Here is a 14,162-nt window from a genome sequence, read left to right as displayed (position 1 = left end):
CGCCCACCCGGCGGCGCGAGACCGAATGCGGGCAAAAAGTCAGACTGCCTGAGGAAGCGCGAACCGGCTCGCATGCCGCCAGGCGCGGCGCAGCACGGCCGGTGACCAGGCTTCCTCGGGCACCAGCAGCACGCCGCGCGAGCGCATCCAGGCGCCCAGGTCCACGTGACTGGTGGCTACCGTCAGCGGCACGGCCAGCAGCAGCGGCAGCGCCACCGGCGCGAGCCAGATCAGCGCGCTGGCGTTGATTACGGCCACCGCCAGGCCCAGCAGGCCGATGACGATCGTCATCGGCGCCAGCCGGGCCACGGCGTCGCGCCAGCTCACGCCGGCCGCTTCGCGTGGGGGCGACTTCCATTCGAGCTTGATGCCGGTGATGGCCACCAGCACGAACAGCGAATGCGCCAGCATCCGGATCGGCGCCTGCATCACGGCCAGCAGCGTCTCTACCGCCGAGCTGCCGAGCAGGCCGGCCGTGCCGCCGAAGGACTTCTGCTCGCCCTTCATGAACACCGCCAGCAGGCCCAGCACGCGCGGCATGAACAGCATGGTGAGCGTCCACATCCACAGTGCGCGCAACTCGTCGGGCACGGCCTGCCAGCTCGGCACGGTGCTGGCACCACCCGCGGTCCACAGAGCCGTGCCGATGCTCAGGAAGGCCAGCCACAGCGGCGCCGACAGGTAGGACATGGCGCCGATGGCGAACATCGCGCGGTGCACGCGGTGGATGCCGGGTTCGGCCATCAGGCGCGAGTTCTGCAGGTTGCCCTGGCACCAGCGGCGGTCGCGCTGAAGTTCGCTCAGCAGGTCGGGCGGCTGCTGCTCGTAGCTGCCGGTGAGATCGGAAACCAGCCACACGTGGTAGCCGGCGCGGCGCATCAGCGCGGCCTCGACGAAGTCGTGCGACAGGATGCCGCCGGACATGCCGCCCGTGCCCTTGATGGGTGCCAGCGCGCAGTACCTCATGAACGGCTCGACGCGGATGATCGCGTTGTGGCCCCAGTAGTGCGATTCGCCCAGTTGCCAGAACTGCATGCCCAGCGTGAACAGGCGGCCCGTCACGCGCGAGCCGAACTGCTGCGCGCGCGCGTGCAGCGTGGCGTGGCCGATGGCCTGGGTGGCGGTCTGCACGATGCCGGCCTGGGGGTGGGCTTCCATCAGCTTGACCATGGAGACCAGGCAGCTGCCGCTCATGACGCTGTCGGCGTCGAGCACCACCATGTAGCGGTAGTCCTTGCCCCAGCGGCGGCAGAAGTCGGCCACGTTGCCGGCCTTGCGGTGGGTGCGGCGCGTGCGCAGGCGGTAGTACACCTCGATCTGCGGCAGCTCGGGCTGGGCGGCGAGAGCGGCGCGCAAGTCTTCCCATGCCGTGCGCTCGGCCCGGGCGATGGCGGGGTCGTAGCTGTCGGAGAGCACGAACACGTCGAACTGGCCGGCGTGGCCGGTGGCGGCAAGCGATTCGCAGGTGGCGCGCAGGCCGGCGAACACGGTGGCCACATCTTCGTTGCAGATCGGCATGATGACCGCGGTGCGCGCGTCCGGGTTCATCGGGTGCTCGCGCACATCGGCGGCGCGCAACGTGTGGCGGTCACCGTACAGCGAGACCCAGAAGCCCATCAGGGCGGTCACGAAACCGGTCACGACCCAGGCCGAGAGCAGACCGAACAGCGCGAGCTGTCCGTATTGCAGCCACATGTTTTCGTGCATTGGCTGGGCGTCGGCGAACAGGCTGGTGGCGAACGCCGTGCTCAACACGGTGAGCAGGGCGAACACGGCGCGCCGGCGGTTGGCCGCGGCCTGCCAGGCCAGACGCGGCGCGGTGGTCGCACCGGTGGCCGCGGCCGGCGCGCGCGGTGGCAGTGCCCGGCTGGCCGTGCTCAGCACGGCGGTGCCGATGCTGTTCCAGAAGCCGCGCCAGGGGCGGGGCACCATGGATCCCCGGTTGATCGGCGGCGCCGTCACGGCATTCGGGTGGCGCTCCTCGCGCAGCAGGGCACCGCGGTTGTGCGAAGTGGCCAGGATGCGCTCCGGTGTGGTGGGGGTCATTCGGGTAGCAGCAGATGTGTCCATGTTTCGCTCACGGTGTCGTTGTGGTGTTGCAGAAAGGCGCGCAGCTCGACCGGCTGCGTCGCGTCCAGGCGCTCGACGCGCAGGGTCACGCGCCAGCTGCGCGTGGCGGGGTTGGGGTAGGCCAGGGTTTCGAGCAGGCGGCCGTTGGCGTTCGCGGTGACGACAGCCTTCACCACGGCGTCGGCGGGCAGGGCTTCGAGCGCAGGGCCGGCGAAATCGATCACGTACTGCGGCTGACGCGCCTGCTCGGCCACGGAGAGCCGGGTGAAGCCGTAGCCGAGGCGCGTCTGCGTCACCCAGCTCGATGGCGGGCGCTGCTGCTCGTCACCCTGCCAGGCGATTTCGTAGCTCAACTCCAGCGGCTCGCCGGCCGCGGGCAGTTGCGCCGGCACCCAGTAGGCGACGACGTTGTCGTGCGTCTCGTCGGGCGCGGGCAGTTGCACCAGTTCCACGCGGCCGGCGCCCCAGTCGCCCAGGGGTTTGACCCAGGCGCTGGGGCGGCGCTCGTAGCGCGCTTCCACGTCCTCGTAGCTGGTGAAGGCGCGGTCGCGCTGCATCAGGCCGAAGCCGCGCGGGTTGCGCAGGGTGAAGGAGCTGACCGTGACGGCCTTGGGGCGCTGCAGCGGGCGCCACAACCACTCGCCCTCGCCACTGACCATCATCAGGCCGTCTGAGTCGTGCACCTCGGGGCGGAAGTCGCCCGGCAAGGGCTGGTTCTCGCCCGAGAGGAACATGCTGGTGAGCGGCGCGATGCCCAGTGTGTTCACCGGGGAGGTGCCCGCGCGCAGATAGATCCGCGCGTTCACTGTGGTGGTGGTCTGCTGGCCGGGGCGGATGACGAAGCGGTAGGCGCCGGTGGCGCGCGGCGATTCGAGCAGTGCCAGCACGGTGACCTCGGTCGCTTCGGCGCTCGGTCGCTGCAGCCAGAACTCGGTGAAGCGCGGAAACTCCTCGCCGCTGCCGCCCACCGTGTCGATGGCCAGGCCGCGCGCCGACAGGCCGTAGCCCTGGCCGGCACCGAGCGCGCGAAAGTAGCTCGCGCCCTGGAACACCACCAGCTCGTCCTTGTAGGCGGCGCCGTTGAGCGGGTAGTGCAGCCGGAAGCCGGCGTGACCGAGGTCGCCCCAGCGGCTGGTGTCGAAGGTGTTCTTGCCGTAGTCGAAATCCGTACCCCGGTAGGGCAGGTGGCTCACCGTGCCATCGGCCAGGAGTTCGTGGATGCGCACCGGCTCGGTCTGGTACAGGCCGAGATGGAAGAACTGGGTTTCAAACGGCAGGTTCAGGCTGCGCCAGACGGAGCGGTCGGTCCTGAAGCGGATGTCGCGCAGCTGGTCGTAGGTGATGGTTGCCAGTTCGGCAGGCAGCTTGTCGCCGTTTGCCACAAAGGGCTGCTGCGCGCGGGCTTGCGCGAGCTGACTCAGGCTGTCCCAGTCAAGGCGCTGGGCATGGGCCGACGCCCCGCACAGCAGGAGCAGCAGGGCACCGGACACGGCCCAGGCGCGCGGGCGTCTGGCGGTGAAAAACGGGTGGATGGCGAGGGGCATACCCGTCTAAGGGCAAACCCTGTGCCAGGGCCAGAAAACCCATACGGATCAACGCTTTTGAAGGTATCCGGATGTATGCGGCAGGTTCAACCGCTTGCAGGATGGGTGCAGTCCCGTGGTTTTGTCGCCGGATGGCGACAGGCCCTGCGACGCGCTGGAAAAATCCCAGCAAAAACAAGGATGTTGCGTTGTCACTCTTCGGCGACAGCGTCGCCCCCGGCGTCGGAGGCTCCGGGTGCGGCATCGCTTTTGAAGAGGCCCGGCGTGAGCGCGTGTTTCTGCAGCAGGCGATAGAACTCCGTGCGGTTGCGCTGGGCCAGGCGGGCCGCGTCGGCGGCGTTGCCGTCGGTCATCTTGAGCAGGTCGACCAGGTAGGCGCGCTCGAAGCGCTGCTTGGCGTCGGCAAAGCTCAGCACCTCCACTGAGGGCGTGCGCAGCGCGCGCTGCACCAGCGCGAGCGAAACCAGCGGCGTGGTCGAGAGCGCACAGACCTGCTCGACCACGTTGTAGAGCTGGCGCACATTGCCGGGCCAGGCCGACATCGTCAGCGCCTTCAGCGCCTCGGGCGCGAAGCCCGAGCTGCGCTTGCCGTACTTGGCGGCCAGGCGGGCGAGAAAGTGGTTGGCCAGCAGGGCGATGTCCTCGCGCCGCTCGGCCAGGGTGGGCAGGGTCAGCGTGACGACGTTGAGCCGGTAGTACAGGTCCTCGCGGAACTGGCCCTCGGCCATGGCCGCTTCCAGGTTGCGGTGGGTGGCCGAGACGATGCGCACGTCCACCGGCAGCGACTGGCTCGATCCCAGCGGGCGCACCGCGCGCTCCTGGAGCACGCGCAGCAGCTTGACCTGCAACGCGGGCGGCATGTCACCGATTTCGTCCAGCAGCAAGGTGCCGCCGTCGGCGGCCTGGAACAGGCCTTTGTGGTTGGCCACGGCGTCGGTGAATGCGCCCTTCATGTGGCCGAAGAGCTCGGACTCCAGCAGGGCCTCGGGGATCGCGCCGCAGTTGACCGCGATGAAAGGCCGCTTCGCGCGCGCGCTGGCCTTGTGGATGGCGCGCGCCAGCATCTCCTTGCCGGTGCCGGAGTCGCCGCGCAGCAGCACGCTGGCGTCGGACTGCGCGACCATGCGCGCCTCGGCCAGCAGGTCGGCCATGCGGTTGGAGCGGCTCACGATCTCGCTGCGCCAGGCCTCGTCGACATGGCTGCTCTGGCTCGTCGGGGCGCTCAGGGCCAGCGCCTGCGCGATCTTCTCGAGCAGCTCCTTCGCGTCATAGGGTTTGGTGAGGTAGGTGAACACACCGCGCGCCGTGGCCTCCACCGCGTCGGGGATGGTGCCGTGCGCGGTGAGCAGGATCACCGGCAGCGAGGGATGGCGCACGCGGATCTCGTCGAACAGCGCGAGGCCGTCGCGCCCGGGCAGGCGCACGTCTGAGAGCACCAGCTGCGGGCGCTCGATGTCGAGCTGCGCCAGCGCGGCTTCGGCCGAACCGACCGAGGTGACCTGGTAGCCCGCCGAGCCCAGCCGCATGGCCAGCAGGCGCAGCATGTCGGCGTCGTCGTCGACGACCAGCAGGCGTGCGCGCGGCGCGGTGGTGGTCATGGTGGCGTGGGGCGTGCGCCGCCGTTGGGGGAGGTGACAGGCGGGCGGGTGGTGAGGCTGCGCTCGATCGCGCGCATGGCCTCGAGCCGGTCGCTGAGTTGTTCGATGCGGCGTTGCGCGTCGCGCAGTTGCTGGGCCTGGCGCTCTGCCGCGTCCTCGAGCCGGCGCTGGTTCGCCAGACGGTTGGCAAGCAGCCGTGCCAGCGGCTTGAGCGGCACGCTCTCGGGCCCCGGGTGGGCGACCACGCGCTGCGCCAGCCCTAGCGCGCGCGCCGTGTCCACCGGTGCGTGCGTCTGCGCCAGCGCCAGCGCGAGCTGCATCTGGCGCAGGGGCACGTTGCCCGGGTCGCCCTGTACGACGATTTCGGCGGCGAGCTCGGTGCTGCTGAGCGCGCGCAGCCGTTCGGCGTAGGTGAGCAGGGCGGTGAGCACGTCGGGCACGGGTGGGGTGCGCGCATCCAGCACCACGGGCGGGTCTGCGGGGGACGGCTGTACCGGCACCGGCGTGACCGCCGGTGGAGGCGGTGCCGGCGACACATCAGCAGCCACCATTGGTGTGGCGCCTTCGTAGGCCGTTGCGGTGGGCGCGGTGCCGCATGCGGCCAGCCAGAAGCTCAGCAGGGCGGCGCAGGTGCCGTGGCCGGCGCGGGCCAGGCGGGTGGGATGGCAAGGCCGGAGAAGATCAGTTGGCATGGGGAAGGTCGATGCGGAAGTGGGCGCCCTGGCGCTGGGGCAGCAGGGTGATGCGGCCGCCGTGGGCCAGAATGTACTCGTGCACGATGGACAGACCGATGCCGCTGCCACGCACCGCGCCCTGGGGCTGCCGTTCGCCGCGGTAGAACGGTTCGAAGATGCGGTCGCGGTCCACGTCGGCCACGCCCGGGCCCTGATCAACGATGTCGATGCAGGCGTGCCCTGGCAGGTCGTGCAGCACCAGCCGGATGTGGCCGCCGTGCGGCGAGAAGCGGATCGCGTTGGACAGCAGATTGCCCACGGCCGAGGCGATCTTCTCGCGGTCCAGCGGCAGCGTGACCGGCTCACCCTCGACGCGCACCGTCAGGGCCTGGGCCTGCCAGCGCAGGCGCTGGCTGTCGACCTGATCTTCGATGAGGGCCAGCAGGTCGGTGCGCTCGCGCCGGAGCTGGCGCGCCTCGAAGGCGGCGGCGTTGAAGCGCAGCAGCGCCTCGATCTGGTGCTGCAGCAACTGCGTGTTGTGCTGCAGGATGTGCACCACCTCGGCCTGGTTCGGGTTGAGCGCGCCGGCCACGCCGTCGCCCAGCACCGCCACGCCTTCGTGCAGCGAGGCCAGTGGCGTCTTGAGTTCGTGCGAGATGTGGCGCAGGAAGCGCGCCTTGTCGGCGTCGAGCTCGGTCAGGCGCTGGCGCAGCCAGTCCAGTTGCTGACTCACGCGCCGCACGTCGCTCGGACCAGGAATGTCGATGGGCAGGTCGAGCCGGTTTTCGCCCAGTCCCTGGATGGCTTTCTCCAGCCGCTTGAACGGCCGCGCCAGCCAGATGCCGAAAGCCAGCGCGAGCACGGCGGCGATGCCGATCGAGCCCACCACCTGCTGCGTGAGCTGCTGGCGGCTGGTTTCGAAGCGGGCCTGCAGCGCGTCGTTGCGCGCGCCGATGATGGATTGCACCTTCTGCGCGATCGAGGCACTGTGGCCGTCGATCTCGCGAAAGGCGCGCGCCACGTCGCGTTCGCGGTCCAGCGCGGTCTCGGGCGGGCCATCGAGCAGCTCGGTGATGACGTCGAGCTGCTGGCGCCAGTGGGTGGCGTATTCGGGCGGCAGCTCGTTGTCCTCAAGCCGGCGCAGGATGTCGCGGGCGTTGCCCGATGCCTCGTCGAAGCGCCGGCGCAGCTGGCTGTCGCGCAGCACCAGCGACTGGCGCGCCGCGCGCTCCATGGTCAGGCTGCGTTCGGAGAGCGACTGCGCCGCGGTCGAAAGCGCGATCGCCTGGGCCGCGCTCTCACGGCTTTGCGCCATCAGGGACTCGAGCGAGAAGAGGGCGCGCAGCGCGGCCGCGCCGAGCAGCGCGCCGATCAGCAGGAACGCGACCAGCAGCAGCTGCTGGAACGAGAAGCGCAGCGGTTTCACACTGGCGCGGCTTCTTCGCGCACCAGCACCGCGCCGCGCAGGGAATGGGGCCTGGCCTCGGTGATGCGCACATCGATCATCTGCCCCACCAGGCGCGCGGCCTGCGGGCCACCGTCGAAGTTGACGATGCGGTTGCATTCGGTGCGGCCCATGAACTCGTCGGCGCTCTTGCGCGAACGGCCTTCCACCAGGATGCGCTGCACGGTGCCCTCGCACGACGCGCTGATGCGGCGCACGTTGTCCTCGACCACGGCCTGCAGATGCTGCAGGCGCTGGAGCTTCACGGCGTGCGGCGTGTCGTCGGCAAGGTTGGCCGCCGGTGTGCCCGGGCGCGGACTGAAGATGAAGCTGAAGCTGGCGTCGAAGCCGACGTCGTGGATCAGCTTCATCATCCTGTCGAAGTCGGCGTCTGTCTCGCCGGGGAAGCCGACGATGAAGTCGCTGCTGAGGGAGAGGTCCGGGCGGATCGCGCGCAGCTTGCGCACCGTGCTCTTGTATTCCATGGCGGTGTAGCCGCGCTTCATCGCCATGAGGATGCGGTCGCTGCCGTGCTGCACCGGCAGGTGCAGGTGGTTCACGAGCTGCGGGATTTTCGCGTAGGCCTCGATCAGCCGCGGCGTGAATTCGTTGGGGTGGCTGGTGGTGTAGCGGATGCGCTCGATGCCGGGAATGTCGGCCACGTACTCCAGCAGCAGCGCGAAGTCGGCGATCTCGCTGGTCTCGCCCATGGCGCCGCGGTAGGCGTTGACGTTCTGGCCCAGCAGGGTCACTTCCTTCACGCCCTGGTCGGCCAGGCCCGCTACCTCCACCAGCACGTCGTCGAACGGGCGGCTCACTTCCTCGCCCCGGGTGTAGGGCACGACGCAGTAGCTGCAGTACTTGGAACAGCCTTCCATGATGCTGACGAAGGCCGAGGCCCCGTCTACCCTGGCCGGTGGCAGGTGATCGAACTTCTCGATCTCGGGAAAGCTGATGTCGACTTGCGGCAGCGCCTGCAGCGCGCGCTGGTTCAGCATCTCGGGCAGGCGGTGCAGTGTCTGCGGGCCGAACACCACATCGACATAGGGCGCGCGCTTGATGATGTCCGCACCTTCCTGGCTGGCCACGCAGCCACCCACGCCGATCAGCACGCCTTTTTCCTTCAGGTGCCGCACGCGGCCGAGGTCACTGAACACCTTCTCCTGCGCCTTCTCGCGCACCGAGCAGGTGTTGAACAGGATCAGATCGGCCTCCTCCACGTCCTGCGTCGGAACATAGCCCTGGGCAGCGCCCAGTACGTCGGCCATCTTGTCCGAGTCGTACTCGTTCATCTGGCAGCCGAAGGTTTTGATGAAGACTTTTTTGCTCATGGCGATTCCAATGAGGGAACGGACGCCGCCGGCCGGAGGGCCGTGGTGCAGGCCGCGCGCGGCAGCCGTCAGTTGGAGGTGGTGGCGGCCGGGGTGGCCTGCTGCGACTCGAAGGTGAAGTTGCGCTGCGTGCCATAGCCGGGGCGCTTTTCCTTCGCCTCGGCCTCGGTCAGGATCCACACCTGGTGGACCTGGCCTCGGTGGTCCATGGTGTAGTTCACCACCAGTTCCTTGTTGACCAGCGTGGCCGAGCGCACGAGGCGGTTGCTGGTGTCAAGAATGCGGGCGCCCGGCGACAGGCGTGTGGGCCGGTCGTCCATGGCCACGAGCGGCGGCTGCACCACCACCATCTCGCCGCGCAGGGCCTTGTCGGGGAAGTTGCGCTGCACGGCTTGCGCCTGGGCGGTGCCTGCGCTGAAGAAGCCCAGGCAGAGCATGGCCGACAGGGTGGCGGCGGTCTTGCGGGCTCGGGATGGCGTGGAAGTTGTGCAGCGGTTCATGGTATGTGTCCAGAGGCTGTGGGAAAGGGCGTGGCACCCGTGTGCGCACCGGGCCGATTGTCTCACGGGCACCGCGAGCGGCCTGTCAGCCGGTGACGGACTTTTGCATCAGTGCCACATTGGCACACGGCACCTCGCAGCGCCAGCCATGGTGCCGTGCGAGCCAGCGCAGCGTGGCCTCGCGGTAGAACACGACATGGGTCGGATCGCGCCGGTAGTGCCACTGCGCGAAGCGCGCGTCGTCGGTCTGGAAGCAGGTCATGAGCGCCAGCCAGCCGCCGGGCCTGAGCAGCGCATCCAGCCGCCGGAATTCGTCTGCCGGGCGGTGGAAGTGTTCGGCCACCTCGGTGCAGGTGACGAAGTGATAGCTGCCGGTCAGCGGAGTGGGGTCCCGCTGGTAGACCGGGTCGTACAGCGCGACCGTGTGACCGGCCTCGCGCAGCATCGAGGCCAGGACAGGGCCGGGGCCGCAGCCGTAGTCGAGACCGTGTTGCGCGGGCGGCAGGCGTTGCAGCAGCGGGGCGACCACCGTCTGCAGGAAGCCACGGTAGCCCGCGTCGTCGGACGCATTGCGGTGCAGCGCGTACTCGGCGCGCTCGGCCTCGGGAGTGGGCCAGTGTTCGGGCAGGAGAAAGGTGGCCTCGCAGCACCCGCAGCGGCCATAGGCGCGGCCATCGATGACCTGGAACGGCCGGCCTTCGGGGCCTTCGCAGACCGGGCAGCGCATGGCGCGGTTCGGTGCCGTGGACTTATTTCCAGCGCAGCGGCTCGATGTGCACGCTGCCGCGGTCGCTGGAGAGGGTGAGCGCGCTTTCCTGCACTGTGGCCTGCAGCTGCATGCTGCGCTCGGCCAACTGGGCCAGCGCCGGTGCCACCTCGGTCGGCAGGCGCCAGGCCTGCAGCCGGTCGAGCCGCGAGAGCTTGCCCTCGATGCCGCGCCACCACACATCGGCCGCGCTGCCGAAGGCGTAGACCACCACCGCGTCGGCCTTGCTGCACGCTTTGGCCAGCGGCTTGTCCTCGGGCTGTCCCACCTCGATCCACAGGCGCTTGCGGCCGGTGAAGTCGGTCAGCGAGACGTCCGGGTCGTCCGGATCGGACAGGCCGGCGCCGAAAGCCAGCGTGCCGTCACCCCGGCAGGTGTCCTGCAGTTCGTGCGCGTGGATCGCCAGCGCCACCAGACGCACCATCATGCGCTCGTCGGTCTCGCTGGGGTGGCGAGCCAGGGTGAGCGCGTGGTCGGCGTAGTAACCGTGGTCGATGTCGGCGATCTGCAGATTCGCCTTGAAGATGGTGGACTTGAGGGCCATGAAATGAAAAAAGCGGGCTCCGTTGCCGGAACCCGCTTCCTGAAATGCTGGTGGCGATAGGTGGACTTGAACCACCGACATCAGCATTATGAATGCTGCGCTCTAACCAACTGAGCTATATCGCCAGCGAAGCGCGCATTATAGCGAGCTTTTGAAGGGCGCTCAGCCGTGCTGGAACACCGGCTTGCGCTTGTTCACGAAGGCGTCCATGCCTTCCTTCTGGTCGGCTGTGGCGAACAGGGCGTGGAACAGACGGCGCTCGAACATCACGCCGTCGGAGAGCGTGCCTTCGAACGAGCGGTTCACCGCTTCCTTGGCCGCCATCACACTGGGCAGCGAGAGACCACAGATGACCAGCGCGGCGCCCAGGGCCTCGTCCATCAGCTTGTCCAGAGGCACCACGCGGCTGACCAGGCCGGCGCGCTCGGCCTCCACCGCGTCCATCATGCGGCTGGTGAGCACCATGTCCATGGTCTTGGCCTTGCCCACCGCGCGCGGCAGGCGCTGCGTGCCACCCGCGCCGGGGATGATGCCGAGCTTGATCTCGGGCTGGCCGAACTTCGCGTTGTCGGCCGCGATGATGAAGTCGCACATCATGGCGAGTTCGCAGCCGCCGCCCAGGGCGAAGCCGCTCACCGCTGCGATCACCGGTTTGCGCACGCTGCGGATGGTCTCCCAGTTGCGCGTGATGTAGTCGCCCTTGTAGACATCGGCGAAGGTGTAGGTCGCCATCGCGCCGATGTCGGCGCCTGCGGCAAAGGCCTTCTCGCTGCCGGTGACGATCATGCAGCCGATGCTGTCGTCCGCGTCGAAGGCCTTGAGCGCGGCGCCCAGTTCGTCCATCAACTGGTTGTTGAGCGCGTTGAGCTGCTTGGGGCGGTTGAGCGTGACGATGCCCACGCGGCCTTCGGTGCGCACGGTGATGCATTCGGGTGGGGTGGCGGTGGTCATGAAGTCTCCTCAGGCTGCGGTCGATGGAAAGTCCCTCACTATATCGGGCAGGCACTTGTGGCAAAAATTAGCCGACCGATTGGTTGGTTAATGGTAAATTGCGGCCAGACCCAGCAACGACAACATGGAGACAAGCCAAGCATGAGCACAGCCACTGTGGTGTATGAAGAGCGCGGGGCCGTGGCCCTGGTCACGCTCAACCGCCCCGACGCCCTCAACAGCTTCACGCGCCAGATGCACCGCGAGCTCTGGGCCGCGCTGGACCAGGCCGAGGCCAACCCGTCGGTGCGCGCCCTGGTCATCACCGGCGCGGGACGCGGCTTCTGTGCCGGCGCCGACCTGGCCGAGTTCGACTTCGAGCCCGGGCCTGATCTGGTGCAACGCGCCGACCCGGGCCCGGTGATTGACCAGGCCTTCAACCCCACCGTGCGCCGGCTGCAGAGCCTGCGCATGCCCACGATCGCAGCAGTGAACGGCGTGGCCGCGGGCGCAGGCGCTTCGCTGGCCATGACCTGCGACATCGCCATCGCCGCCTCCGGTGCGAGCTTCATCCAGGCGTTCAGCAAGATCGGCCTGGTGCCCGATGCTGGCGGCAGCTGGTTTCTGGTTGAACGCCTGGGGCTGGCGCGCGCCATGGCGCTGGCCATGACGGGCGACAAGCTGCCTGCCGCGCAGGCGAAGGAGTGGGGCATGGTGTGGGACGTGACCGACGATTGCGTGGGCGCCGCGCTCGCGCTGGCCGAACGCCTGGCCATGATGCCCACGAAGGCGCTGGTGGCCACGCGCGCGCTGCTGCGCGACGCGGCCACGCGCTCGCTCGACGAACACCTCGATGTCGAGCGCGACACCCAGTCGGCACTGGGCCGCACGCACGACTACATCGAAGGTGTGATGGCATTTCGCGAGAAGCGCCCGGCCCGGTTCAAGGGCGCATGATGAGCCCGCAGGACAAGGCAAAAAAGGTCGGCGAGACGATGTTCGCGGTCGACACCGCGAGCAAGGACACCATGGGCATGGAGTTGCTGGCCTGCGAGCCGGGCCGCGCGGTGATGCGCATGGCGGTGCGCCCACTGCACCTCAACGGCCACCAGATCTGCCACGGTGGCTTCATCTTCACGCTGGCCGATTCCACTTTCGCATTCGCCTGCAACAGCCACAACCGCAACACCGTGGCCGCGGGCTGCAGCATCGAGTTCCTGCGGCCTGCGCACGCAGGTGACGTGCTCACCTGCGAGGGCCTGGAGCAGACGCTGTCGGGGCGCCACGGCATCTACGACATGCGCGTGAGCAACCAGCGCGGCGAGGTCGTGGCCCTGTTCCGGGGCAAGAGCGCCACCATTGCCGGCACCGTGTTTCCCGAGGACGACAAGACATCATGAAGACCTTTCCACTGGAACCGATCGAGAAGGCGAGCCTCGATGAATTGCGCGCGCTGCAGCTCAAGCGGCTGCAGGGCACGCTGCGCCACGCCTACGCGAACTCACCTGTGTACCGCACCAAGTTCGACGCCGCCGGCGTGCACCCGGACGACTGCCGCAGCCTTGCCGATCTGGCGAAATTTCCCTTCACGACCAAGAAGGACCTGCGCGACAGCTACCCGTTCGGCATGTTCGCTGTGCCGCGGGAGCGGTGCGCGCGCATCCACGCCAGCAGCGGCACCACGGGCAAGCCCACGGTGGTCGGCTACACCTTGAAGGACATCGACACCTGGGCCACGGTGGTGGCGCGCAGCATCCGCGCCAGCGGCGCGCGCCCCGGCGACCTCGTGCACGTGAGCTACGGCTACGGCCTGTTCACGGGTGGTCTGGGCGCGCACTATGGCGCCGAGAAACTCGGCCTGACGGTGGTGCCTTTCGGCGGCGGCCAGACCGAGCGCCAGGTGCAGCTGATGCAGGATTTCCGGCCTGACATCATCATGGTCACGCCCAGCTATATGCTGGCGATTGCCGACGAGTTCGAGCGCCTGGGTCTGGACCCGCGCGAAAGCAGCCTGCGCATCGGCATTTTTGGCGCCGAGCCATGGACGAACGACATGCGGGTGGCGATCGAGGCGCGCATGGGCATTGACGCGGTCGACATCTACGGCCTGTCGGAGGTGATGGGCCCGGGTGTGGCCAACGAATGCGTCGAGACCAAGGACGGACCGACGATCTGGGAGGACCATTTCTTCCCCGAGATCATTCACCCCGAGACCGGCGAGCCGCTGCCCGATGGCGAACTGGGCGAGCTGGTGTTCACCAGTCTGACCAAGGAGGCGTTGCCCATCATCCGCTACCGCACGCGCGACCTCACGCGCCTGCTGCCCGGCACGGCGCGCACCATGCGCCGCATGGAAAAGATCACGGGCCGCAGCGACGACATGATGATCGTGCGCGGTGTCAACGTGTTCCCCACGCAGATCGAGGAGCTCATCCTCAAGCGCGCCGAACTCAGCGCCCACTACCAGTGCGTGCTCACGCGCAAGGGGCCGATGGACGACCTGATGGTGGTGGTGGAGACCCGCGCCGGACTCGCGCCCGACAGTGAGGAAGCGCGCAGCGCGGCGCGCCTGCTGCAGCATGACATCAAGGTGTTCATCGGCAGCAGCGTGGACGTGCAGCTCAAGCCCGAGGGCGGTGTCGAACGCAGCCAGGGCAAGGCGAAGCGGGTGGTCGACCTGAGAAAGTCCTGAACGCGACTGCCCCCTGTGTGACAGCCTGCGCACAAATCGGGTGCTCTGCGGGGTCTACCCGCTTGGCAT

Annotated in this window: 13 protein-coding genes and 1 tRNA gene; 3 read left to right on the top strand and 11 right to left on the bottom strand. The window is 68.6% G+C overall.

Going from position 1 to position 14,162, the window contains the following annotated elements:
* Positions 1-39: 39 nt before the first annotated feature.
* The 11 genes from mdoH to K5880_RS06030 form a co-directional block, all read right to left on the bottom strand.
* Complete coding sequence (mdoH, locus tag K5880_RS06080; RefSeq protein ID WP_297649844.1) at positions 40-2,046, bottom strand: glucans biosynthesis glucosyltransferase MdoH; 2,007 nt, start codon at positions 2,044-2,046, stop codon at positions 40-42.
* A complete protein-coding gene (locus tag K5880_RS06075; protein ID WP_297649842.1) occupies positions 2,043-3,614 on the bottom strand; it encodes a glucan biosynthesis protein G in 1,572 nt (523 codons plus the stop codon). The genes mdoH and K5880_RS06075 overlap by 4 nt, the downstream gene beginning before the upstream one ends.
* Before the next feature lie 191 nt (positions 3,615-3,805).
* Positions 3,806-5,212: a sigma 54-interacting transcriptional regulator gene (locus K5880_RS06070; RefSeq protein WP_297649840.1), complete on the bottom strand. Its 1,407-nt coding sequence runs from the start codon at positions 5,210-5,212 to the stop codon at positions 3,806-3,808.
* Positions 5,209-5,904 (bottom strand): hypothetical protein, encoded by a 696-nt coding sequence (locus K5880_RS06065; RefSeq protein WP_297649838.1) that lies wholly within the window; start codon positions 5,902-5,904, stop codon positions 5,209-5,211. Before K5880_RS06065 ends, K5880_RS06070 begins: the two co-directional genes overlap by 4 nt.
* A complete protein-coding gene (locus tag K5880_RS06060; protein ID WP_297649836.1) occupies positions 5,894-7,312 on the bottom strand; it encodes an ATP-binding protein in 1,419 nt (472 codons plus the stop codon). Before K5880_RS06060 ends, K5880_RS06065 begins: the two co-directional genes overlap by 11 nt.
* Positions 7,309-8,661, bottom strand: coding sequence for a tRNA (N6-isopentenyl adenosine(37)-C2)-methylthiotransferase MiaB (gene miaB, locus K5880_RS06055; RefSeq protein WP_297649834.1), 1,353 nt, complete (start codon positions 8,659-8,661; stop codon positions 7,309-7,311). The genes K5880_RS06060 and miaB overlap by 4 nt, the downstream gene beginning before the upstream one ends.
* 68 nt (positions 8,662-8,729) lie before the next feature.
* The gene (locus K5880_RS06050; protein WP_297649832.1) at positions 8,730-9,161 is read right to left on the bottom strand and encodes a hypothetical protein; all 432 of its coding nucleotides are present in this window, start codon (positions 9,159-9,161) and stop codon (positions 8,730-8,732) included.
* An 85-nt stretch (positions 9,162-9,246) separates the two neighbouring features.
* A complete protein-coding gene (locus K5880_RS06045; protein ID WP_297649830.1) occupies positions 9,247-9,888 on the bottom strand; it encodes a class I SAM-dependent methyltransferase in 642 nt (213 codons plus the stop codon).
* A gap of 22 nt (positions 9,889-9,910) precedes the next feature.
* A complete protein-coding gene (locus K5880_RS06040) occupies positions 9,911-10,471 on the bottom strand; it encodes a YaeQ family protein (protein ID WP_297649828.1) in 561 nt (186 codons plus the stop codon).
* Positions 10,472-10,519: 48 nt separating this feature from the next.
* Positions 10,520-10,596: transfer RNA gene (locus K5880_RS06035), tRNA-Met, on the bottom strand.
* A 37-nt stretch (positions 10,597-10,633) separates the two neighbouring features.
* Positions 10,634-11,422, bottom strand: a complete 789-nt coding sequence (locus tag K5880_RS06030) for an enoyl-CoA hydratase (protein ID WP_297649826.1) — start codon at positions 11,420-11,422, stop codon at positions 10,634-10,636.
* 141 nt (positions 11,423-11,563) lie between these two features.
* On the opposite strand from K5880_RS06030, the gene K5880_RS06025 reads away from it, so the two are divergent.
* From K5880_RS06025 to paaK, 3 genes are read left to right on the top strand one after another with little or no spacing between them, the layout of a single operon-like run.
* Positions 11,564-12,358 (top strand): enoyl-CoA hydratase-related protein, encoded by a 795-nt coding sequence (locus K5880_RS06025; protein WP_297649824.1) that lies wholly within the window; start codon positions 11,564-11,566, stop codon positions 12,356-12,358.
* Complete coding sequence (gene paaI / locus K5880_RS06020; protein ID WP_297650295.1) at positions 12,358-12,801, top strand: hydroxyphenylacetyl-CoA thioesterase PaaI; 444 nt, start codon at positions 12,358-12,360, stop codon at positions 12,799-12,801. Before K5880_RS06025 ends, paaI begins: the two co-directional genes overlap by 1 nt.
* Entirely contained in the window at positions 12,798-14,093 is a 1,296-nt protein-coding gene (gene paaK / locus K5880_RS06015) for a phenylacetate--CoA ligase PaaK (protein WP_297649822.1), read from the top strand. Before paaI ends, paaK begins: the two co-directional genes overlap by 4 nt.
* Positions 14,094-14,162 lie beyond the last annotated feature (69 nt).

This window comes from Hydrogenophaga sp., assembly GCF_025699295.1.
In the GTDB taxonomy this organism is placed as follows: Bacteria; Pseudomonadota; Gammaproteobacteria; order Burkholderiales; family Burkholderiaceae_C; genus Hydrogenophaga.
Note: the sequence above shows the minus strand (reverse complement) of the source record. Positions and strands in the feature narration are given on the sequence as shown.